At 37.4% G+C, this 23117-nt stretch carries 17 protein-coding genes and 1 pseudogene; 8 read left to right on the forward strand and 10 right to left on the reverse strand.

The window, feature by feature from the left end:
• Window positions 1–313: 313 nt before the first annotated feature.
• Both A3M5_RS0108545 and A3M5_RS0108550 read left to right on the forward strand, forming a co-directional pair.
• A complete protein-coding gene (locus tag A3M5_RS0108545) occupies window positions 314–874 on the forward strand; it encodes a TetR/AcrR family transcriptional regulator (RefSeq protein ID WP_018393341.1) in 561 nt (186 codons plus the stop codon).
• 3 nt (window positions 875–877) lie between these two features.
• Window positions 878–2260, forward strand: coding sequence for a DHA2 family efflux MFS transporter permease subunit (locus A3M5_RS0108550; RefSeq protein ID WP_018393342.1), 1383 nt, complete (start codon window positions 878–880; stop codon window positions 2258–2260).
• Between the two features lie 139 nt (window positions 2261–2399).
• Here A3M5_RS0108550 and A3M5_RS0108555 read toward each other — a convergent pair whose 3' ends face one another.
• Window positions 2400–2780: a VOC family protein gene (locus tag A3M5_RS0108555; RefSeq protein WP_018393343.1), complete on the reverse strand. Its 381-nt coding sequence runs from the start codon at window positions 2778–2780 to the stop codon at window positions 2400–2402.
• Between the two features lie 468 nt (window positions 2781–3248).
• On the opposite strand from A3M5_RS0108555, the gene A3M5_RS0108560 reads away from it, so the two are divergent.
• Window positions 3249–4100, forward strand: a complete 852-nt coding sequence (locus tag A3M5_RS0108560; RefSeq protein WP_018393344.1) for a DegV family protein — start codon at window positions 3249–3251, stop codon at window positions 4098–4100.
• A gap of 676 nt (window positions 4101–4776) precedes the next feature.
• Here A3M5_RS0108560 and A3M5_RS0108570 read toward each other — a convergent pair.
• From A3M5_RS0108570 to A3M5_RS0108590, 5 genes are all read right to left on the reverse strand, one after another.
• On the reverse strand, window positions 4777–6153 hold the full coding sequence (locus A3M5_RS0108570) for a glycosyltransferase family 2 protein (RefSeq protein ID WP_196803555.1): 1377 nt from the start codon (window positions 6151–6153) through the stop codon (window positions 4777–4779).
• Window positions 6154–6228: 75 nt separating this feature from the next.
• Entirely contained in the window at window positions 6229–7287 is a 1059-nt protein-coding gene (locus A3M5_RS0108575) for a HEAT repeat domain-containing protein (RefSeq protein ID WP_018393347.1), read from the reverse strand.
• Window positions 7284–10412 carry a hypothetical protein gene (locus A3M5_RS0108580; RefSeq protein WP_155894689.1) on the reverse strand — a complete coding sequence of 1043 codons (3129 nt, stop codon included), beginning with the start codon at window positions 10410–10412 and terminating at the stop codon, window positions 7284–7286. Before A3M5_RS0108580 ends, A3M5_RS0108575 begins: the two co-directional genes overlap by 4 nt.
• 16 nt (window positions 10413–10428) lie before the next feature.
• Entirely contained in the window at window positions 10429–12630 is a 2202-nt protein-coding gene (locus A3M5_RS0108585; RefSeq protein ID WP_018393349.1) for a hypothetical protein, read from the reverse strand.
• A 561-nt stretch (window positions 12631–13191) separates the two neighbouring features.
• Entirely contained in the window at window positions 13192–14103 is a 912-nt protein-coding gene (locus tag A3M5_RS0108590; RefSeq protein ID WP_018393350.1) for an SDR family oxidoreductase, read from the reverse strand.
• A 94-nt stretch (window positions 14104–14197) separates the two neighbouring features.
• Here A3M5_RS0108590 and A3M5_RS0108595 point away from each other — a divergent pair, with 94 nt between their 5' ends.
• From A3M5_RS0108595 to A3M5_RS0108605, 3 genes are all read left to right on the forward strand, one after another.
• Entirely contained in the window at window positions 14198–14494 is a 297-nt protein-coding gene (locus tag A3M5_RS0108595) for a helix-turn-helix transcriptional regulator (RefSeq protein ID WP_018393351.1), read from the forward strand.
• A gap of 518 nt (window positions 14495–15012) precedes the next feature.
• Complete coding sequence (locus A3M5_RS0108600) at window positions 15013–15714, forward strand: response regulator transcription factor (RefSeq protein WP_018393352.1); 702 nt, start codon at window positions 15013–15015, stop codon at window positions 15712–15714.
• Between the two features lie 6 nt (window positions 15715–15720).
• The gene (locus A3M5_RS0108605) at window positions 15721–17163 is read left to right on the forward strand and encodes a sensor histidine kinase (RefSeq protein WP_018393353.1); all 1443 of its coding nucleotides are present in this window, start codon (window positions 15721–15723) and stop codon (window positions 17161–17163) included.
• A 52-nt stretch (window positions 17164–17215) separates the two neighbouring features.
• Here A3M5_RS0108605 and A3M5_RS0108610 read toward each other — a convergent pair whose 3' ends face one another.
• From A3M5_RS0108610 to A3M5_RS0108625, 4 genes are all read right to left on the reverse strand, one after another.
• Window positions 17216–17596, reverse strand: coding sequence for a YxeA family protein (locus A3M5_RS0108610; protein ID WP_018393354.1), 381 nt, complete (start codon window positions 17594–17596; stop codon window positions 17216–17218).
• A gap of 5 nt (window positions 17597–17601) precedes the next feature.
• Window positions 17602–19521, reverse strand: coding sequence for an ABC transporter permease (locus A3M5_RS0108615; RefSeq protein ID WP_018393355.1), 1920 nt, complete (start codon window positions 19519–19521; stop codon window positions 17602–17604).
• Window positions 19508–20275, reverse strand: coding sequence for an ABC transporter ATP-binding protein (locus A3M5_RS0108620; RefSeq protein WP_018393356.1), 768 nt, complete (start codon window positions 20273–20275; stop codon window positions 19508–19510). Before A3M5_RS0108620 ends, A3M5_RS0108615 begins: the two co-directional genes overlap by 14 nt.
• A gap of 358 nt (window positions 20276–20633) precedes the next feature.
• A complete protein-coding gene (locus A3M5_RS0108625; RefSeq protein WP_018393357.1) occupies window positions 20634–21137 on the reverse strand; it encodes a hypothetical protein in 504 nt (167 codons plus the stop codon).
• On the opposite strand from A3M5_RS0108625, the pseudogene A3M5_RS26625 reads away from it, so the two are divergent.
• Window positions 21123–21272: pseudogene (locus A3M5_RS26625) on the forward strand (SRPBCC family protein); the annotation flags it as partial. The gene A3M5_RS0108625 and the pseudogene A3M5_RS26625 sit on opposite strands and share 15 nt — an antisense overlap.
• A 182-nt stretch (window positions 21273–21454) precedes the next feature.
• Entirely contained in the window at window positions 21455–22951 is a 1497-nt protein-coding gene (gene xylB, locus A3M5_RS0108630; protein ID WP_018393358.1) for a xylulokinase, read from the forward strand.
• Window positions 22952–23117: the final 166 nt, after the last annotated feature.

Consider the following 23117-nt stretch of genomic DNA (forward strand, 5'->3'; position numbering starts at 1 on the left):
GGGTTTCATCATTATTTACGTCTTATTACTAAGCTCGTTCGTGCAGCTTCTATGAGTTTTGGAACAGAGAAGGCAAATGTACAATCTAAAATTGAACAAATAAAAAAACATCAGTAAAAATGGGCAGTGCACTTTTAATGATACTTGATTTCAAGAGATATTTCGGAAGCCGAATATATAACAAACGCGCCCTTTTTATGTCTAAATTGTGAACTCATCTTGTACAAGGGAATAAAAAACACTTACATCATAGGAAATAACTTTGTTATAGTAATAAACAGACCGGTCGGTATGTTAGGGGGAATAATTAAAAATGGATACAAAATCGCTAATGGTCGACATAGCGACAAAGCTCTTTCAGCAAAAAGGATATAAAGGTGTTGGGCTAAATGAACTATTGAAAGCTTGTAATATTACAAAAGGTGCTCTCTATCATCATTTTCCGAATGGAAAAGAAGAATTATTAATTGCTTGTCTACAATCTTTAAATGAAGCGATTACGACGGATATTGAATCGATTTTCCAACAACATCTGTCAACACAAGAAGCAACACATGCAATGATTGAAAAGTTAATTACAAACTTGGAAACAGACGGTACGATTACAGGCTATACGTTTAGTAGTATTGTGAGCGAAATGGCATCATTAAGTGAACCTGTAAGAAATGCTTGTGGAGCACTTTATGAAAAAATTCAGGACATCTACCGTAATAAACTATTAATAGATGGCTTTTCAATTGAATCAGCTTCCTCTGTTTCATTATTCATGACAGCTTCTATCGAAGGTGCGATGATGCTTTGTTTAACGCAAAAATCAACAGATCCTTTAAGAACCTTATCGAAAATATTACCCAATTTATTGAAGGAGTTTTAACACATGAATAAAGAAATTAAAACAGGGCCTATTATGACTGCCCTGTTAGTAGCAGGTTTTGTCGGGCTGTTCAGTGAAACAGCCTTAAATATTGCCTTAGGCGAACTAAGCAACATTTTTAGTGTAGATGCGACCACGATCCAGTGGCTGGCAACGGGTTATTTTTTAACGCTAGGGATTTTAGTGCCCGTAACGGGGATTTTAATGCAAAAATTTACGACACGCCAAATGTTTATTACATCGGTAGCATTATCCATTATTGGAACAATCGTGGCTGCACTGGCACCCGTATTTAGCGTGCTATTAACAGCACGTGTCATTCAAGCAGCAGGGCTTGCGATTATTTTGCCGTTAACGCAAAATGTTATTTTCACCATCTTCCCACCGAATAAACGTGGTGGCGCAATGGGGATCATGGGATTAGTCATTTTAGCTGGTCCAGCATTTGGTCCAACATTAGCTGGTCTTATTTTAGATACATTATCGTGGCATTGGATTTTCTGGTTTACGATTCCATTCTTAGTATTCTCACTCATTTTCGGTTACATTTATATTCCGAATGTCAATGAAATAAGAAAAGTATCCATTGATATTTTATCAGTCATTTTATCGACGATTGGATTTGGTGGCGTTGTTTATGGCGTGAGTGTCGGTGGAGAATTTGGATGGACAAGCACGACTGTCCTAAGCACAGTCATTGTTGGATTCATCGCGCTTATTTTATTTGCGATTCGTCAAACAAAGATGGATACGCCAATGTTAAATTTAAAGGCATTTAAGCACCCTCAATTCGTACTTGGGCTTGCGATGAATATGATTACATTTTTAAATATGCTTTCCATGCTCGTTGTCTTACCAATGTATATGCAAATGGCGTTATTAGTTTCTGCATTTACAACAGGGCTTATTCTGTTGCCAGGTAGTGTATTAAACTGTATACTTGCCCCGACGATTGGCCGATTATTTGATAAATTTGGTCCTCGTGCCGTCATTACACCGGGAACAATTTTAGTTGTGATTGGTTATGCCTTATATGCACAATATGGAACCGAAACAGCCTTATGGATTATGGTAATTACGCATATTGTCATGATGCTTGGTATCGGTATGGTCCTTGCATCTGTTCAGACGAACACATTAAATGCATTACCAAAACAGTACTATCCAGATGGCATTGCCATTTCTCAAACATCTCAACAAGTTGCAGGAGCAATTGGGATTGCCGTAATGGTATCGATTTTCTCTGCACAACAAGCAAGTTCTTTAGCAGATGGAACTACGCTACCTGTAGCTGCTGCATCTGGTTCATCACTTGTGTTTAACATAAGTTTAATTTTAGCCATCATCAATGTTATCCTTTCATTGTTAATGAAAAAAACACAATAATTGAATGAAACGAACAATAAGATAGAATATTCTTACCTATAAAAAACCGATTCCTATAATGGAATCGGTTTTTTAATTTGTCTTGTTAGCGACTAAAATAATTGCTAGTCTTTTTGATATTTATCTCTTTTATTTAGACTCACTTTTTTTCCATTATAGAAAAGTAATTTCCCTCATTATCAGCAAAGTTAAATACTCTTCCGGAAGGCACACTTACAATTTTTCCGACTGTGATATTTTTTTCCGAAAAGTCTTTATACAAATTATCAAGATTTTCCGAGAAAAACATTAACGAAGGTGTATTAAGGTTTAATTCAGGCTGCATTTTTGCAATTAGTTTCTTATTGTGGAGTATAATACTTGTTTCTGTTGCCTTTGTTGGAGCAATTTCAATCCATCTCAATCCTTGCCCGTTATCTTCCTCAGAAACTATGCTAAATCCTACTTTTTCTGACCAAAATTTCAATGACTCATCTTGGTTATTTACATATAACATAATTTGACCAACTTGATTAATCATTTTCTTTCCCTCATTTCTTTTAGGTGTTTTTTGGAAATTCTTTTGTTGTTGGAATAAATTATACCATCTTTCAACGATTCTGCTTACATTAGTTAAATATAATCCTTCACAATCTCAATAGTGTAAATCAAATCAGTCTTGTTTTACTCATACTTCTTTTAAAATCAAATATCCAAATAACCCTCCTTTATTTTTACTGCTTAACGCTTGTGTCACTTGGCATTGCTGCTTTGATAATTGCTTCAATAGACAAATTTTAAAATTACTCCCTTTCCTGTATACTTATGGATAGGAACTCGTTCTTTCAGTCAGTCCAGGATCCTGCTATCATTCTGTCGGCAATATATCGAATATCATATAAAAAAATGCTGCACCTTATTAGAACATGTTTCCTCGGGTTCTAATGAAGGAACATTCAAGTCTTTATGAAGAAACCGGGTAAGGCAAAACAAACAAGGAGGAGATACGATGCGGGAAATTATTTTTTCGACCGAGAGCGGAGCAGATTTACGAGGCGATTTAGCTCAAAAATATGGTGTCCAGGTCGTCCCGATGCATGTCATCATGGACGGACAGGATTATTTGGACGGCTTCATACCCGTTGCCGATATTTATGACTACTATGAACGCACGAAAAAAATACCTTCTACCACATCTACCAATTCCAATGAATATCATGATTTTTTCACGAAGATCAAAGCGGACTTTCCCGGTTGCATCATTATTCACATCGGCTACACGTCGCGTGCCTCTTCTTCTTTTCAGAACGCGACCATTGCAGCGAAAGAATTTGACGATATTTTTCTTATTGACGCCTTGAACGTGTCAGGCGGACTGATGGCGATTGTTATGTATGCTGTTTCCCTGCTGAAAGCGGAGCCTTCTATTGACCCTGCCCGTTTAATCGAAAAAATCGAATCACAGGTTCCTCAGTCTCGACTCGCGTTCGTTCCCGGCAGCCTCGATTTTTTAAGAGCAGGCGGCCGTGTCTCAAATGCCGCTTATCTCGGCGGATCTTTGCTGAAAATTAAGCCGCTCATTGAATTAGTTAATGGCAGGCTTGTATCGACAAAAAAATATCGCGGAAAAATGAGCCGCGTCATAGAGAAAATGATACGCGATTATTTAAATGAGTACAATATTGATAAAGGACAGCTGTATTTCCTTTATTCAATCGGACTGGATGAAAGCATTAAGAAGCAGGTGGATGAAATCGCTGAAGAAGCCGGTTTCAAACACGTAACATGGATTGAAGCTGGCGCCGTCATTTCTACCCACTGTGGCCCCGGCGCCTTCGGAATTGCCGGATTAGAAATATAAATTTTTCATATGTTTTACAATAAAAAGATGATTTTAGGCCACTAAAAGAAAAACAAGCAGACAAATAAAAAAGAACCCTGAAGCCATTCAAGGTTCTTCTACCTAGTATTTATTACCTTTTGTTCAATTCATTTGGATGAGACCCGTTGCGCCGGTTGCGGTCTAATTGAGTGATTTCTATCATTTCTTCTGCCGTCAGCTCAAAATCGAATAAAGCAAAATTCTCTTCCATTCTCCATACTTTTCATTCCGTTTAATGGTGTTGCTTCTTTTGCTTAAGAAAAATAGACGTAAATGCCATAGGTATAAAAAGATGACGGTCTTTGATATTCTCGGTGTCGTGTGTGAAACGACGGTGTATCAAAGCCGAGCAACCTAGCAGAAAAATGCCTTTTTAAGAGGCTTATTTGGCATACCTATTTTTCGTACATTCGCTAGTTGTTAGGCAAGTATCATTTCATGTTTAGCAATTTAAAATATTAGCTTGATGGGCATGTGACGCTACCCCTATTAGCCGAACCTCATTTATACACATTTCAAAGGGTTCTCCTTGCCATAATATCTGGACATCATGCCCATCAACTCTGTCTAATAATCACTCGTTTTAGCCGGACAACAAAAAGACCCTCTTTATAGATCATATCACATTTGTAATTTACAGATCCGCTGGTTGACGTTAGTCAGTATGATCTTCACTTGCTGCAAATTCTTTTCTTTTAATCGTTCCCCAGGAATGCCGCCCACTTCTGATCTTGAAAATACCTTCAACTCGGAAAAGAACGGTAAGCTGTCGATAGCCTAAATTCTCAATAAAAGCAAATAATACTAATTGCATCGTGCTCCGAAATGTTGTGTATTTACGGAAAGAGATTTGCTCTAGTAAAATACTGCCCATCGATAATGTGGTACCCAGCAAAAATGCAATTAAAAAATAAATAAGAAAGCTATTAAATTCTAGTAATCCGAACAAATAGGCTAGTGGTATGAACACATAACCAAAAAACTCAACGACCGGACCGATCAACTCAAACAACCAGTAATAGGGCAAAACCATCATTCCAACGCTACCATATTTCGGGTTAAAAATCATAGATTTATAATTTAACAGGCTGTCAAACAATCCGATCTGCCATCTTCTGCGTTGTACTCTCAGATCCTTGAGGGATTCCGGAACCTGGGTCCAGCAAATGGGATCTGCTAGGAACTTAATCTTATACTTTCTCTTCTCATCCCTCATTTTTTTGTGAAGCTTCATAATAATGTCCATATCTTCACCGATCGTATTTACCTTATATCCGCCGCACTCAATCACTACACTTTTATTAAAAGCCCCAAAAGCACCTGAAATAATAAGAATAGAGTTCAGTTTACTTAAGCTCGTACGTCCAGTTAGAAACGCTCGCAAGTATTCTACAATTTGAAAAAGAGCAACCTTACTTTTGGGAATATTCATGTCGACTAATTTGCCATCTTGAATCACCGAATCATTCGATACTCTTACAATCCCACCAACTGCAATTGTTTCAGGATTTTCAACAAACATCATCGTTAACTTAATCAGTGCATCATTCTCTAGTACGGAGTCAGCATCTATACTTGCAAATATAGGATACGTTGATAGGTTAATGCCGGCATTAAGCGCATCAGCTTTGCCCCCATTTAATTTATCGATAAATATTAATCGTTCATATTTAGGATTACGATAAACACCTAAAACTTCATTCGTCTGTATGCTGACCTTGATTGGCTGATTTACTTTGATTAATTCGAACTCTTCAATAATTTTATCTCTCGTTGAATCTTTAGAGCCATCGTTTACAATAATAATTTCATATTCATAGTAATTTAGCGCAAGCAAAGACTTAATATTGTCCACGATGGTTTTTTCTTCGTTATAGGCGGGAACAATGATGGAGATCGGAATCATGTTCTTAGAGTCTACATATCTCTGGTAATCAGATGATTTCATCCTCTTAAAGTATCCGAATAGATCAAAGACGGCAATCAGCATCTGACCATTGTAAAACAGATTGATCGCAATCGTGTAAATCATGCAAAACTCGCTAAAGTAAAGTATGAAATTCATAAAATAATACATGATGCCTACCAACTTTCCTGGAGGTTCCTATTAATCTGACATTTCCATTCCAGCAATAACGGCTTCACGAGCATATCGATCCTCGCCATTAATAATATGTTGCGCATACTCCTTGCCTCCCGGAATGGAGATAAGGGCATTGGCAGCATTATGTCTTACCCACCATTCCTTGTCACTTGTCATCTTTACAAGTGGTTCAAAGCTATGACTCGTTCCAAATTTCCCAAGACCTTTAGCTGCGGCCGCTCTGACTTCCCACGCTTCAGATTCAAGCATGCCAATCACAAATTGTTCATAGTCGGAATTATTCAGTTCACTTAACGCCCGAAGGCATGCGATTTTTAGGTTCATATTATTACTGCTCAAATATTTTACATAGTAATCGTCCAAACCTTCATATTGACCGTCAGTTGCTGCTTTAATTAAAATCCCTTTCATATAATCATCACTGGATTCAATGGTTTCTTTAAATAAAGCTTCCTTAGACTCTTTGGGCCCCTTAAACTCCGCTATAACTTCAATAACTGCTCTAAAGGAAAAATGAATGTTGTTAGAGTTAGAAATTAGAATCTGAGCTAGATTATTTAAATCCCCCAGTTTCGCTAGAGCAAGTAAAACATTATAGGTAACATTATTGTTTTTGCTGCTGATCAGATTGCAAATATAGGGTTCCGTAGAATGTACCCTTAAATCTCCCAGCTGTCGACAAGCTAAAGCTTTGGTGTAATCTCTTTTTGACGAAAGCCGCTTGATTAAGAACGTCTTAATTCCCGTCGCTTCGTATAAATTCATTAATTGCTTATGATGATCTTCAATAAAAGCTTCGCCCTTTTGAATGATGCAGTTAATCAAAAGCTCCCTTCTTAAACTGCTATGCCTCACATATTGATTTAGCTTTTGAATGACTTGTTGCTGCTCCTCCATTTCTGTATGAAAGAAGGAGGAGAGCATGCCTTCCAACGTCTTATTTATTTTCTGGTAAATTAACATGCTGATATAGCCATATGACCAAGTAACTACAATGGCTATAAAGAAGCTCGAAATTAGACTGCCCGAAATCCAAAGTAAGGTATACGCTTGACTGGTCATTGTACTCCCTCGTTATTATCCATATTGTCATACTCAAAAGCTTCTTTAATCCTGTCATAGCTCGTCTTGTTGCGTGATACGACTTGGGGCACATCCCAGGTGTTCCACGCAAACGTTCTGTAACCCGATGAAGTGACACTCTCAGGGAACTGATAATCAATCTGATTAGTCACTTTATTCATGATAACCAAGGATGTAACGATGCCATCGGTCATTCTAACTGAAAGAGTATCTTTCGTATTCATGAGTAAACCCTTATTCTTCTCATCATTCAATACAAGCAAGCGTGATGGATCGGTAAAGTTCAGTCTTGCCCAAGGAATTCTTACATTCAACGTGTTACCATCGAAATAAAAATGACTGTCGCTATTCTCGAAACGGCCTGGGATTAATGTCGATCCATCCTCAAATGTGGCAGCAATCTTTACACCAGACTTCGTTACATATTCAGGCGTCAACTGCCTCATCATTCTTTCGAACACCCCCGCGGTGGAAACGGATGTATAATACGTTCCTCGACTTGCATTGTAGTTAGGTATAACCAATAAATCAGCCTTGTCTTGACTTTCAATGTCAATATTGAACTCAACGCCAGACCAGTTTTCATTCACATCTGGGGCTAACATGTATTCCCCACTTTTTCTGTCTATCGTATCCAGATAGATCATGATTTTTTGCTTATTAAAATCTGGTAAGTCATTCATTACAGCTGTGATATAAAAGTACGATTCATCTGTAGTAAGAGATAACGTATCCAATAAGTCTGAACCTCGAAGATTCATTGAATAGTCTGCAGGGATAGGTGGCTCCAGAGCCACAATGCCATAATTTTGTACGGGGTCAACGGTATTGTGCCACAAGATCCCGTGCTTATAGGGGATCATTAAAGGGGATGTGAACTCACTGCTTTGTCCCCATTCATCAGCCCACTCATATATAAGCCCTCCCATCGCTCCGCTATCTTTAATTATCTTTATTAAAGATACAAGCCCTTCGCCTTGCTGATCTTCCGTCGTACTCCCACTTGTCGAAAGACCAAACTCGCTGATTAGAACTGGATATTTGCTCTGGGACGTCATCAAATTGTTCAGGTATTCCTTATATCCTGTGAAGGACGGCTGATCTTCCATCGTATCACTATTCATTAAGCCCGGTTGATCGGGAAAGATGTCATACGCTCCGAAGAATCCACTCGTAACCTTGTTGGTGATAACTATGTGATTCATAATATCAAGCGATATGTTGTTCAGTTGTTCAATAGGATTGTACTTCTCCTGATATACGGTATCCAGTTCGGGAATGCTGACAATCGATGTTGGATGTTGCATGTTGTAGTTTGTTTGTTCATATAGATAAGTTTTATTAATAATCGATGTTAGCCATGCTTCAGTTGGTGTTGCATCAGCTGAAGCAGATGCATATTCACCATTGAATTGATACGTTGAATTGCCTGCATCAGTTAGAGACACATTGTTTGTACTTAAGTCTGGAGCAACCAAATATCCAAGTAAGTAACCCGATACGTCATTAACGTAAAGATCGGAATCCTCTCCATCCGCTTTTTTAATATTCGCGTTTCCATGAATGGCATTAACCGTATTTTCTAATTCTTGTTCAAAGGCTAATTGATACGCTTCATCCAGATAATTCCCCGACGCAGGCTCATGATCCACCGATATATTCTGTAATAAATAAAGCAATTGATCAGGATGACTATAATTGTAAGTATCCAACGCACGATAAAAAACGGAAGGCATCCGTGTATAGACTCTGATCGTATTTGCATTCATGTTAGCAATTTGTTCAAACCAGTCCGTATAAAAGGCTGGATCATTAGGTAAAGTGCCTTCAGCATTTCCGGGTACTGTTGATCCTATATTGACGCCATTAATATACATGGGCTTCCAAACGCCGTTCTGGTATACAGCAAACTGTTTATCGACAATCTTAGACACAAGCCGAGAACCATCATCGGCTACTTCATTCACAGCCTTGAAGACCTCCTGGTTCAGTGGCTCCATCTCCTTTAATACCTTGGACATAAAAGGTACGTAGAAATGCCAGTAGAAATAGGATAAATCACCCTCACTATTCACGCTAAAATACTTATATAATGTTGTAGCTCCCAAAAATTGTTTGATTTTATCAGGCCCTCTATAATCCGTGAAATCTCCAGCCATGTAGTAAGAATGTTGATTCGCAATAATGGCAGGAAATTGATCATCAAGACCAAATGGCTTTAACTGATTTTTCCCCTCATCTGTAAGATTCAAGTTATACCAGGCAATAACCGTTGCTTCTTCGGATGGCTTAACAATTTCAAACCAATTGTAATAATCAACTGTTTCCGTACCATAATGGTTGACGTTATCCTTAGTCATGGCTATCTGAATTGAATTTCCTGTAAAACCAATATCGCGCTGCAGCACAACAATTCTGTTATTTCCTGCAACCACAATTCCGCCACCTGTAAGATTCCATTTTTTACCGTACTGTTGTTCGTAGATGTCTCTAATCCAATTTGGCACATCAACACTAGAAGACAAGTCCGAGAAGAACTTGCCTGCTAACCCCGTAAAATTCACACCGAAAATCTCTTCTAGTTCCTTTGATACGCTTGAATTTGTCGGATCCCCCGCAATGTTATATTCGCCAAAGACAGTCGTTCCTTTAGCATAATACGTTGAAATAAGACCAACTTCGTCTTTCGTTAAGCCAGAAACACCATCGAGTTCTTCACCATTGATCTTCGACTTACCGGTTCCATACATATCTGACAAGAAGATTACATCAGGCACATGGGTTAGCTTTTGAAACGGCTTGCTAACAAATTTCCCCCCAACAAGAAAGTTGCCGTAATAATCTCTACTAACATCATACGATTTGTTTGTCTCCGGATTTCTGATCCCAAGGTAACCCATTAGCCAGTACAAGCCACGCTGCTTGCTGTAATCTAGCTTACTCACTTCTCCAGATGCATTCCTCTCGGCAGGAAATGTTTTATTAAGCACAACGATATCGAGATCCTTGCTTGGTGTAATGAACCACCAACCAAAGGGTATCACTAGAACAATGAATAGAAATAACAAAACCAAATAACGAAATTTAATTCTTTTTTTTATCATTTGTCTAATCCTCTGTTCATTCCTTATTTGCATCTAATAGTTCCTTAAACCCTTGTTGTACAATATAGTAGGATTTCTTCAGTCTCTCGTGATATGTAGGTTGATCCCATTTATTCCAATTGTATTCCTTCATAGTTAGTTCCTGAGCGCCCTTGGCAGAACCATCTTTGATCAATTCAATTCCAATATCAAAGCTGTTTACTTGTAGTGGCGATATTTTGCCGCGAGCGTGCATATCATCAATGACAACCTTCTTCGATGGGTCCATCACATTTAATAATTGCCATGGAATTCTGATTTCTAGATGCCCATCTTCGTAATAAAAATCGCTTAATGAATTGTACTCCGTACGATCGGGATTGGATATCCCATATAGAAGCAATCCTGTCTCATATCCAGTAAACGGAATAACTTTGTTTTCTGGAGGAACGATCACTTTCTTATTAAGTGCTAGTCTAATAGGATTGAATATACCTGAGTTTTTCGAATGAAATGCGTCATTCTTCTCAATGAGATCGGACAAAACCGCATAGCGGAAATAATAATTATCATAATAGGCATCAACTAGCAAGTGGGAGTCAGCTTGTCCATGGATTTTAAGCACGAAATCGGCACTCTTGCTAAACGTTGTATCATACTCAGGGAATTTTTGATTCCCCTGTTCATCTATGGTATCAATCGGTATTAGTAAGGTATCCTTGTTGAAATTATAATTGGCAGAATCTACTCTTAAATAGAGGTACGCCTCGTCGCTCTTCACATACAACTTCTTGTCCTCATCTTCATAGAATGGAGAGTCGTTCGCCCAATCTTTTATCTGACCATCAACATAAGTAATGCTTTCAGGGCTGCCAGGATCAAAGGCTAATAGACCAAAATGCTGCTCGTTCGTCTGTGTATTCGACCAATACGGCCTAGAATCTATCACATCAAGGTCACTGTTATTCCACGTCCTCTTAAACCATTCATCCTGCCATGAAAAGGAAATGCCTCCAGCGAGATTTGCACTATGAATGTCATTAAGCATGTCCACCAACATCTCACCTTGTGTCTCTTCATCGATAAAGCCTTGATTAAATCCTGTTACTCTGTTCTCATGCGCCTTCCCTCTTGAAGCCGGGATTCCGAACTCTGATATGACGATGGGCATCGAATGTACCGTCTTTAAGTCTTCTAGATAAGCTAAATAAGGATCTGGTTCTCCGTCTGGACCTTTGTATGAGATATAGTTGGTTTGGAAGCTAAAGGAATCAGGATAGTATGGATAGACGTGGTATGAGACAAACATACCCGGTTTATAATCGTCATACCATTTCACATGCTCTACATTCACTTCCACAAGATCTTCGTTTACATACGGTTCGTTAGGGTGCTCTAGCGGATCTGTCGTTACCCAATTCGAAAAGGCAACCGGCCTTTGCATATTATAGTTAGTCATTTCATAATCGATGATCTTGTCTCCGACTTCCGCTAGGAAAGCTTCAAAGGGGGACGCATCTACCGTATATAGAAACTTCCCATCGTATTTATTGCGTTCGGCATTATTATCATCCGTCCCTACGACAAAGGCCGGATCCCACTCTATACCTAATATCCATCCAATCACATACTGTGATATATCTGTTGTATATGTACCATCCGCATTACCTTTATTAACAGGTAGATAGCTATCTCCATGTATGATGTCAACAATATCTTGCCCACTTTTGATGACATCCTTCATAATTTTGCTGTCTTCCCCAAATGCATCCTCAATGGTCATAATATCGTTCTCATTGACCCAAACTCCATGAATGACATAAATCGGATCTTTGCCCGCTTGTTCTGCAGCTTGGTTAAAATCAAATAACGCATTGTAAAATTGTGGACGCAGCGTCGTGTAGACCCTGATTGTATTAGCATGCATCTCGGATATATAAGTGAACCATCTGTAATACTCATCATATGTAATCGCAAGTTCTCCGGGAAAAGCACCAGGCTTGCCCGCTCCAATATTTACACCTTGAATAAACATTTCATTCCATTTATCCCCATCGTAAACATAGAGAGAATCTTGATCAGTCTTACTTATATAGCGGACGCCCACATCTTGAGGTTGATGGGTGTTATCATTTGCATCGCTATTCGAAAAGAAAATTTGATAGCCTATTATTATAGATATTACGACAAATAATACCACAAATCCAAGTGAAATCTTCATTTTAGTCGTCATGTTCATATTCATAGCCCCCGCTTCCAGTGTAATTATATAGACATATTGACACATGCGTCAATAATAGCTAGATCCGCCCATTAAAATAAAAGTAACCCCCGGCTTTCATGCCGGGGGTTACTTTAAATGGCTCAGGGAAGAGCTATCCAACTGTCATAATGATGAATGGCTATTCCATAAAATGCCGGTACAGCATTGTAATGCTCATATACAAGATTCAGTTGCTCATAGAGATGAGCTTCTCCCTCTTCATAGAAGAATAATGTAGCTTTGAACTAAAGTTTGATTAAATTAACTCTATAAACCCTTGAGACAAGAGCAAATAGTAAGAGCATGTTTTGAAAAAAGATTGATCAAAACACTCTTTTAATATATTCAATTGAATCCTTCTTTTATAAAAAAGTTTGATCATTTCTGAGATTCTTCTTCCATTAAAGCGCCCTTTAGTGGAAGAACTAAAATATGGACACAGTCCCAAAATCACTCAATAATCTTAAACTAATGCAGCCCCGTTACCTATAACTTTTAAGTAATGGACTTATCGTTGCTATTTAAAAAGCAATTCACTTATCTATACCCTTCTGCATTAGCAGGTTTTCCAGCCTCCTGAACTTCCACTAAGTATCTCCAGCAATCCGGCTGAGATCCATCAACATCATAGAAGTCATACATCTTCGCGAGTTCACCACTTGAGAGGGATTGCCCGTTTAAACGATGGTGATCAGAATCCTTTGCTATTGCAGCAACGGCCCGTCCTATATAACGCGGTGTTTCCGAGATTACGAAATGAGGTTCTTTCTTTGTTGCCTCTCTCCAATTTTCCTCAGTCACCCCAAATGTCTCAAGCATAATTTCCGATCGCATCCAGCCAGGTGTCATAGAAACTGCTGTGCATCCATATGGAGAAAGTTCATGCCCCAACGCCTTAGCCATACGATTTACTGAGCTTTTCGCTAGATCATAAAACATAGAGAGTCGGTAATTTTTGTTGTTGTACTCTTCTGTACCGTCCGTTACTTCAACTACTAATCCACTCTCATTTTTGATTAATAAAGGCAGTGCGTAATGACTTGTTATGAGATGTGTATCAATCGCCAAACGCAGCATCCGTAATCCTTTTTCAAGAGAGTGCCTCCAGACAGGTGTATTCCATTCGATCAAATACTCCCCTCCCCAAATGTCATTAACAAGGATATCTAATCTTCCCTGTTCGTTTTCAATTCTTTCTAATAAAGATTTCACTTGTTCAGGTACAAGATGGTCTACTTGTACAGGAATTCCCACTCCACCAAGATTGTTGACGAGTTCTGCTGTTTCTTCAATCGTTTCTGGACGCCCGTATTCAGAAACCTCGGTTCTTGTTGTACGTCCCGTAATATAAACAGTAGCTCCGGCGGCTCCTAATTCCATTGCAATTCCACGTCCCGCTCCTCTTGTGCCTCCTGCTACCAAAGCTACTTTTCCTTTTAAAGACCGCATTTGCATCTTCCCCTTATTTTGTACTATCTTTAGTATAATCTTTAAAGTTGACATCTTATGTCATAATAAAAATTCTTTTTTTTAGAAGAAATCCATGCGAGCAGACCGACTCATCAGCATATTATTGTTGCTGCAGAACAACGAAAAGTTAACAACAAAAGCATTGGTGCAAGAATTGGAAGTGACCGAGCGAACGATTCATCGGGATATGGAAGCGTTAAGTGCTGCTCGTATTCTGGTTTTGGCAGAACGAGGAAAGTTAGGCGACTGGCGATTACTTGAGCAATATCGAACAAAACTTACCGGTTTAAAAGAGGGGGAAATCAAATCCTTGTTTCTTTCTCCTTCCTTTCAGTTGCTCTCTGATTTAGGCTTCACAGGTGATTATTAGTAGAATAACACATTGGTTTTTCTACTTTAATTTTAATTAAGAGGCAAATTTAGTTAGAATATCCTTTTCTCTTGCTTTAGCTATCCTGCTCATATTTTTAAGGAATAATCTTCAACAATCTGGCCCGATTGTTGAATAAGAAAAAATCCTACATTACCACAATAGGATATTCGATCAAACTTTTATAATTGATCATTCTTTATCCAAAAGCTACATATAAACAGTTCATCTTTTTTATAAACGGTGCAACTTTATTACATATGGTTAAACTTTGTTTTAAAGATACAACAATCATTAATAAGTGAACAAAAGAAAAGAGCGTGTTTTGAAAAAGGATTAATCAAAACATGCTCTTATTGTATTTTACAAGGGCATTCTTTTATAAAAAGGTTGAAAAGGATGGTGCGAATTAGCATAAAAAACAGCTTAATTTTGTCATGTTTCTTCTATATTTTTTGCGAAAGAATTACGGGTTATTCTATACTGTAGGTAAAGATTGTTGTTTGGGAGGTAGAAGAATGGCTAGTGATCAGTGGATTTTAATTATTGACGATGAGGAAGATTTGGCACGTCTGATGGAGACAGTTTTACATAAAGAAGGTTTTAAAAATGTTGTAACAGCGGGGACGGTTGCGGATGGTTGGGCTAAGTTTCAGGAGTTTAATCCTGCACTTGTATTGCTTGATATTATGCTGCCTGATGGCGAAGGCTATGATTTATGCAAGCAAATTCGTGAATTGTCAAATGTGCCAATTTTATTTATGTCGGCGAAGGATGAGGAAATTGATAAGCTCTTAGGGCTGGCTATAGGTGGAGATGATTATATTACCAAACCTTTTAGTCCGAAAGAAGTTGCTTATCGGGTGAAGGCACAGCTGAGACGTGCTGGCTTTTCAGAGGAAAAATCGACTTCGAAAAGTTTGCATGTTGGTCCTTTTGAGCTTAGTGCCAATGAAACAGAATTGAAAAAGGATGGCAAAACGATTGAGCTCACAGCTAAAGAAATTGGGCTGATGGGCTGTTTTATGCATCATTCGAATCAGATTTTGAGCAAGGAAACTTTGTTTGAACATGTGTGGGGCGATGAATTCTTTGGCTCCGATAATACGGTGATGGTACATATTCGCCGTTTACGCGAAAAAATTGAGGTAGATCCTTCAAAACCTTCGTTTTTAATAACTGTTAAAGGGCTTGGTTATAAATTACATACCAAGGGGTGAGGCAAGATGAAGTGGAAATTGACACGGCGCTTTTTAGGATCCGTTGTGACAATTGTTGTGATTGTAGGGATTGTAAATACAATTTTACTCTTCTGCTTACTCATTTTACAATCAATGTATAATATATTCGGCACAGAAGAAGGGTCTGCGGAAAACTTTAGCCGAATTTTTTCACAATATGTAGAACTACAAAATGAAAAACCCATGGTAAATGAAGAAGGCTTAGAAAAACTACAAGACATGAATGCCTGGATACAATTTTTGAATAATAAGGGTGAGCAAGTGGCAGCATTTTATACACCTAAAAATTTGCAAACAGAGTATTCCCCTGTTGAAATTGTACAAACGTATAAATATAAAGAAGTAGATGCGGATACGACTGTTTTTGTCGGCGAAGCCCAAAATTTTAGCTATTTTTTAGGGGTTAAAGATCAGAGAATAGATCGCTATGTAATGACCTATGATTATGCTAAAGTTTTTAAATACATTAATATCTTACTTTTAGTATTTTTAATCGTTGATATTTTTATTGCAATAGTTATTGGATTTTTATTTGGTAAAAGATTAACTACACCACTCAACACATTAATAGAAGGAATTCAGCAGCTTCGGGAAAGACGATTTAAAAAGATGTCCGTACCAAAAGGCGTTTATGAAGATGTATTTCGCAATATGAATGAACTATCGGTGAAATTAGATCAGCATGAGAAAGAACGTAATCATCTCGACCAAATGCGTGAAGAATGGATTAGCAATGTTTCGCATGACATGAAAACACCACTCGCCTCTATCCATGGTTATGCAGAATTGATGAAAGATAGTGCCACAGATTTAACACTACAGGAATTGCATGATTATACATCGATTATTAATAGAAATTCGATGTATATGAAAGATTTGTTAGATGACCTCAATTTAACTATGCGTTTGCGCAATCAACAGCTCCCATTGCAATTTGAAGATGTGAATATCGTTGGGTTTATACGTGAAATGACGATTGAGCTTTTAAATGATTCACCATTTGGTGATCGACAGGTTGAATTTGAGACAAATATGGACAAAGCAGTGCATAAAGTGGATAAAAAATTACTAAAACGAGCGATTTTTAACTTTATTTACAACGCACTTGTGCATAACAATGAAAATGTTGTCGTGAATATTCGAATTGATAACATTTACCCGCAATGTGAACAAGAGCAAAAATCAAGCAACATATCTACTGCTCCAGAATTTCATACCCAAATTACTATTGCCGATAATGGTCGCGGTATTCCCTCTAAAGATTTAGAACAGGTTTTTGAACGCTACTATCGCGGTACAAATACTACCAGTACACATGGTACTGGTTTAGGAATGGCAATTGCAAGAGATATTATTTTAGCTCATAACGGGAAACTCGATTTGACTAGCGTTGAAAATAAGGGGACCACCATTACTATACTTTTATAACACTAATCATATTCTTCTTAATAGGCAGAGAAAAGGGCTGTTCCCCACTTACTTATTGGAGACAGCCCTTCTTTAATATTTTAATTTTTTGTGCCTTTTTCGGAATATTCTCAAATTTTACTTCATCATATGACGATACTTCATTACCATTTTTCACGTACATTTTCAGGTAGGCATCTTTACGGAGATTTTTTTGTGCTGTGAATTCAAGCGGAATTGTTTCACCATCAGCATTTGTGGCGTCTAGTTTATAAGAATAGTAGGTCATAACTGAACCATCATCTAGTTTATCTTCATGTGGTACCCCATCCTCTGTAATTTGTAAATAATAATTGTTGGCATTCATGCGATTGAAGTCAATATTAGTAAGCGCGAAGACTCCTACTACTCCTAGTACAAACAAAATACCAACTACAATTAGAAATTTCTTCATCTCGATCATCCTTCTGTTTTATTATTTTGTGAAATAATACGATTGTAAGAAGCTACCGTTAAGATATAATACAGACCGTAAATAACTGTATAAGCAATCATCCAGGTCAACACAGGTTTTGCTAGATCCAGCATCAGTAAGCTAGAGAAGGCTTTTAAAGCAACAGCACTGTGTAATAACCCTACTACTAGTGGTACGAAGAAGATGACGAATACTTGTGATGCAATGGATTTTCGCATTTCTTTTGCGCTAACACCCATTTTATGAAGCATATTATATTGTGGTTTATCTTCCTCTGCTTCAGTTAAAACTTTAAAGTAAATGATACTACCTGTTGCAGCTAAAAATACTAGACCAAGGAAACTTCCGATAAAGAGCAGTGAGCCTACGCCTTCAATGCTTGTTTGAAAGTCTTGAGGAGCACTAGAAAATAGCGCTTCTTCAGGTAATTGTTTTGCAATTTTTTTAGATAGATCTGTAGAAGCTTGATCCATACCAATGACACGATATTTTAGTGCTTCTCCATCTTTACGTAATGCTTTAAATTGATCATTTGATACTACCACTGTAATGCCTGCGGTGCCTGCATTTAAAACTGTTTGTGTTTTAAAACTTTGGAATGTGATTGCATTGTTGTTTTCTGTTGTGATGATTTTGCCTTTGTATTTAGGTGAGAATCTTTTGTCATATCCTATATCTAAAATAACAGCATTGTCATTATTAACATGTAGTTTTTCCTTGTGTTGTACTGCTGCTAATTTGTTATATGTTTTTTCATTGATAACAGTATAAATTCTTTTATCTGAGCTATCGTATGCCGATGCTGAGTTTAATTCTTTGGTATTAAATGTGACAGATAGTGCTTCGATATTTTCATCGTATTTTGTATCTGACAGTACAGTGCTAACTTGTTTATCGCTTTTTGCATCTGTTTGCTGATACATAAAGGTATTCGGATTAGTGGTCTTCACCAAGTCATTTGTGTTGTAATAAAGACTGTACACCGCACCACCTGCTGTTACTGTCGTAGCACTTAATACCGCAATCACGGTCAATGTACGTGCATTACCTCGAACACGATATAGCAGTTGTGAAATCGTCATTAAATGAAGACCTTTCCATAGCCATTTTTCACTTTTCTTAATCACTGCTAACACAAAGCCTGTCACACTGTGGAACAATAAAAACGTACCGACAATAACTATTGTTAAAATAATCAGTGCTGTCATTAAAAAGCCGACTTTTTCCCACACTTTAGAAGTAAAAAGATCTTGCATCGCCAACCAATAACCGATGACAATTAGAAATACTCCAAGAATGGCTACAATCATAGATGACTTCGGAGCTGCTTCCCCTTTTTTCGATGCATGGAATAAATCAATTAGTTTAAATTGATAAATTAAACGATAGCCTTGGAATGATGTCACTAAGAAAATAATAAGAAATACGATAGCTGTGTTCAAAGCTGCCGATCCCGAAAATGTAAATGGTGCTATGACATCATAGCCCATTAAATGAATCAAAATCGTCATAAATCCTTTTGAACAAAGGAATCCTAGTACAATCCCCACTACTAATGAAACCAAACCTAATAATAAGTTTTCAAAAAAGAGCATAAAGCCAATTTGACGATTACGCACGCCTAGTAATGCATACAATGCCACTTCTTTTTTACGTTTTTTCATAAAGAATGAATTCGAATATGCAATAAATATGGCAACGAAGAATATTAGAATGACTGCCGCACCACTCATTAGTGAATCTAATTTTTGTGATGAAGCCGTTTTTTCTGCAATCGTATCGCTATATTTTAATGTCACAAATGTGAAGTAGATGACAATACTAAAAACCATAGATGCGATGTATAAAAAATATTGGGAGAAGTTTCGCGCAATATTTTTTCTCGCTAGACTAAATAACGTCATCTATCTCACCCCCAATTGTTGCAAGGATATCTAAAATCTCTTGGAAGAAAGCTTTACGCGTTTGGTCACGGCGATAAATTTCTGTTGAAAGTGTACCATCCTTGATGAAAATAATACGACGGCAGAAGCTTGCGGCATATGCATCATGTGTCACCATCATGATGGTAGAATTATTATTTTCATTTAAATTACTCAAGCTTTCAAGTAGATCTGTCGCTGATTTTGAGTCAAGTGCACCTGTTGGTTCATCAGCTAGAATCAGTGCGGGTTCTGTCACAAGCGCTCTTGCTGCAGCTGTTCTTTGCTTTTGGCCACCTGAAATTTGGTATGGATATTTTGCTAGTAAATCTTCAATACCAAATACTTTAGCAATACGAGTCACTAAGATAGTGATTTCTTTCGCTGGAATTTTTGCAATCGCCAGCGGCAATAATATATTTTCCTTCACAGTCAATGAGTCGAGCAAATTGTAATCTTGGAAGATGAAACCGAGATTGTCACGTCTGAAATCTGCTAAAGCAGCTTCCTTCATATCGTGAATACTCGTATCATTCATATAAATTTTCCCTTCAGTTGGTGAATCAATTGTTGCTAACATATTAAGCAAAGTCGATTTCCCCGCTCCAGAAGGCCCCATAATACCTACAAATTCTCCTTCATGAATGTCAAAAGATACTTTTTCTAACGCTGTGTAAGCAGCGCTTGATTTACCATATGTTTTTTTAATATTTTCTACTTTTAATAATGGTTCCATTTGTTTCACCTCGTTAGTTTTGCTGATACATATACTATAAATGCTCATCCTTACAGCATTTTTATGCCAACCTTACAGCAAGCTTAAATCTATAAAAAAACCGACTTCTATTGGATAGATGACGGTTTTTTACATTATTTTTTTCAAGTTGTATATAAATCAGATGCTTCATCGAAGTAGAATCGGCGTTTTTCTTTACCTAACACGACTAACATAATGTGAATGAATAACACGATCGTTAAAATAATAAAGATGACCCCTGTACCAGCGTTAAGAATACGGATGCTTTATAATATGGAGAGTCCATTGGTACTTCCACATTTTTGGTTAAATTGTTATATTATAAATAATAACATTATTATGTACTTCGCCATACAGTTGCATATTTCTTTTGATATTTACTATCTTCTTCTGTTGCTATTAAATCAAGGGCTTTTTGTTTTATTTCTCCTCTCTTTACTTCATCATATAAGTTTCTAAGACCTTGAATAATATCATATCGAATCAAAGTATAATTTTTTTCCTCTACGCAGTGTGTAAAACGATAAGTAAAGTGATTAATTAACAATTCTTGTTGTTCATCTCCAGCTAAACCTACTCTCCAGATGGATTGCAAACTATGTCTTGCAGTGACAAACTTAGGATCTCTCGTTACTTCCCATAATGCTGGAAAATCATTAAGCATTCTTTTCTCTGGATCACTTATTGCTAAATTAGAAAGAAATTGTGCTGCACGTGATCTTTTATGATTATCACGATTGTTTAGGTCTTGTAATAATTGATCCCAAACTTCATATGCCCAGTCTACTTCTTTTTCTGTTATAGTTAATAAATTCTTATAAGCTTCATAACTGTTCCTCATGAAGAAAATTGGACAAAACCTGATATCGAAAAAGCTCTTGGAGAGTATCACGATGGATCTGAACATGGTTGGAATTTAATGTTTATGGGACTTAGGGAATTAGTTGAGACAGGAAAAATTAGCTATAAAGGATAATTATCGTTTAAGCAATCAAAAGTTGTTTCAGCGACCTCGATTAATATCCGAATGAGGATTTGCAAGAAAGCTTGAAGTATTTAAAGTCTTTGTCCGGCAATAATATAATGATATGAATAGGTTTTAAAGAGGTAACAGGGCGGTGTCTGAGCCCCTTTTTTAATTGGTTGGAGGGATGGGAAATGAGTTATTTAATGGGCATTGATTTAGGTACATCAAGTGTGAAAACTGTTATTATGGACGAGAACGGCTCCATAAAAGGGACAGCTCAACAAAGCTATGAAATTATTATTGAAAAGAGCGGTTATGCTGAACAAGATCCTAACGTCTGGTGGAAAGCGGTTGTATTGACGATTAAACATGTCTTGAATAAAACGGGTATACATTCTAAAAAAATTAAAGGAATCGGTTTTTCAGGTCAAATGCATGGGTTGGTAATGATAGACCGAAATCTCCTTCCTATACGTCCAGCAATTATTTGGTCGGATCAGCGTTCTAGAAAAGAAGTAGCGGAAATCTATTCGATAGTTGGAAGAGAAACAGTCAAAAAACTATTAATGAATTCTATATTCACGGGCTTTCAAACGCCATCGTTGTTATGGATTAAAAAGAATGAGCCATTTGTTTATGAAAAAATAAATAAAGTGCTATTGCCGAAAGATTATATCCGTTTAAAGCTGACAGGAGAATGTGGTACCGATTTTACAGATGCTTCAGCTACACTAGCATTTGATATTCAAAATAGAAAATGGGCTTTTGAATTAATCAAAAAAGTAGGGTTGAATCCCGATTTTTTTCCTGAGGTACATGAATCGATTGATATTGCCGGCCAAGTTACAGTAAAAGCCGCTGAAGAAACAGGGTTGGCGGCTGGGACGCCTGTTGTTTATGGTGGCGGTGATCAGTCCATGCAATCCATCGGCAACGGCATTGTGAAACCCGGCCAAGTATCTTTGACGATTGGAACTGGTGGTCAAACATTTTCTATTATTCCAGAACCTATTTATGAGACTGAAATGAGAACTCACACATTTTGCAATGCAGTGCCCCAGACATGGAGTATCATGGGAGCGAATTTAGCTGCCGGTTTGTCGCTCAGCTGGCTTAATAAAAAAATATTAAATAACCTTTCTTACTCAGAAATAAATGAATTGGCCAAGCAAGTTACACCCGGTAGTGAAGGGTTACTGTTTCTCCCTTACTTATCTGGAGAAAGAACTCCTCACATGGATGATTTAGCAAGAGGAACTTTTTTAGGCTTGACTTTACAGCATAGCAGAGCACACCTTATTCGTTCTGTTATGGAAGGTGTCGTTTTTGCTTTAAAGGATTCCATAGAAATTTTTCATTCTTTAAATATAAAAATGGACACATTTATTGCTTCAGGTGGAGGAGCAAGAAGCGATGTATGGCTGAAAATTCAAGCTAATGTTTTAAATAAAGAAATTTACAAAGTAAACCAGTTAGAACAAGCCTGTACTGGTGCTGCTATTACAGCGGGGGTTGGTATTGGAAAATATGATTCCATTCAAAGTGCTTGTGAAACTATTATTAGAATTAACCCTGAACCTGTTCGTCCAGATCCAACAGTTGCCGGATTTTACAACGAAATATACGAGCTTTATAAAAATGCTTATGTACAGAACAAACAGTTGTTCCATCAACTTGCTATGAAGTAAGACCTTTAGGTCAGTTTCAAACCAATAACAGATTCAAAAAAAGATGCTTTATGCGGTATATTGGTTAAAGTTTTACATTGTCTTTCGGAAACTTCAAATCAAATAACATCGGCCCTAGATCTTCAGTCAGGTCAATTGCTTCGTCTGCTTGTTCCGTGAACGTCAC

It is taken from the genome of Bacillus sp. 37MA, assembly GCF_000372765.1.
GTDB lineage: Bacteria > Bacillota > Bacilli > Bacillales > Domibacillaceae > Domibacillus > Domibacillus aminovorans.

Excerpts from the sequence above, each read along its gene's own strand:
- A3M5_RS0108545 (WP_018393341.1), top strand. The coding sequence starts at position 314 with ATGGATACAAAATCGCTAATGGTCGACATAGCGACAAAGCTCTTTCAG.
- A3M5_RS0108550 (WP_018393342.1), top strand. The coding sequence starts at position 878 with ATGAATAAAGAAATTAAAACAGGGCCTATTATGACTGCCCTGTTAGTA.
- A3M5_RS0108555 (WP_018393343.1), bottom strand. The coding sequence starts at position 2,780 with ATGATTAATCAAGTTGGTCAAATTATGTTATATGTAAATAACCAAGAT.
- A3M5_RS0108560 (WP_018393344.1), top strand. The coding sequence starts at position 3,249 with ATGCGGGAAATTATTTTTTCGACCGAGAGCGGAGCAGATTTACGAGGC.
- A3M5_RS0108570 (WP_196803555.1), bottom strand. The coding sequence starts at position 6,153 with ATGATTTACACGATTGCGATCAATCTGTTTTACAATGGTCAGATGCTG.
- A3M5_RS0108575 (WP_018393347.1), bottom strand. The coding sequence starts at position 7,287 with ATGACCAGTCAAGCGTATACCTTACTTTGGATTTCGGGCAGTCTAATT.
- A3M5_RS0108580 (WP_155894689.1), bottom strand. The coding sequence starts at position 10,412 with ATGATAAAAAAAAGAATTAAATTTCGTTATTTGGTTTTGTTATTTCTA.
- A3M5_RS0108585 (WP_018393349.1), bottom strand. The coding sequence starts at position 12,630 with ATGAACATGACGACTAAAATGAAGATTTCACTTGGATTTGTGGTATTA.
- A3M5_RS0108590 (WP_018393350.1), bottom strand. The coding sequence starts at position 14,103 with ATGCGGTCTTTAAAAGGAAAAGTAGCTTTGGTAGCAGGAGGCACAAGA.
- A3M5_RS0108595 (WP_018393351.1), top strand. The coding sequence starts at position 14,198 with ATGCGAGCAGACCGACTCATCAGCATATTATTGTTGCTGCAGAACAAC.
- A3M5_RS0108600 (WP_018393352.1), top strand. The coding sequence starts at position 15,013 with ATGGCTAGTGATCAGTGGATTTTAATTATTGACGATGAGGAAGATTTG.
- A3M5_RS0108605 (WP_018393353.1), top strand. The coding sequence starts at position 15,721 with ATGAAGTGGAAATTGACACGGCGCTTTTTAGGATCCGTTGTGACAATT.
- A3M5_RS0108610 (WP_018393354.1), bottom strand. The coding sequence starts at position 17,596 with ATGAAGAAATTTCTAATTGTAGTTGGTATTTTGTTTGTACTAGGAGTA.
- A3M5_RS0108615 (WP_018393355.1), bottom strand. The coding sequence starts at position 19,521 with ATGACGTTATTTAGTCTAGCGAGAAAAAATATTGCGCGAAACTTCTCC.
- A3M5_RS0108620 (WP_018393356.1), bottom strand. The coding sequence starts at position 20,275 with ATGGAACCATTATTAAAAGTAGAAAATATTAAAAAAACATATGGTAAA.
- A3M5_RS0108625 (WP_018393357.1), bottom strand. The coding sequence starts at position 21,137 with ATGAGGAACAGTTATGAAGCTTATAAGAATTTATTAACTATAACAGAA.
- xylB (WP_018393358.1), top strand. The coding sequence starts at position 21,455 with ATGAGTTATTTAATGGGCATTGATTTAGGTACATCAAGTGTGAAAACT.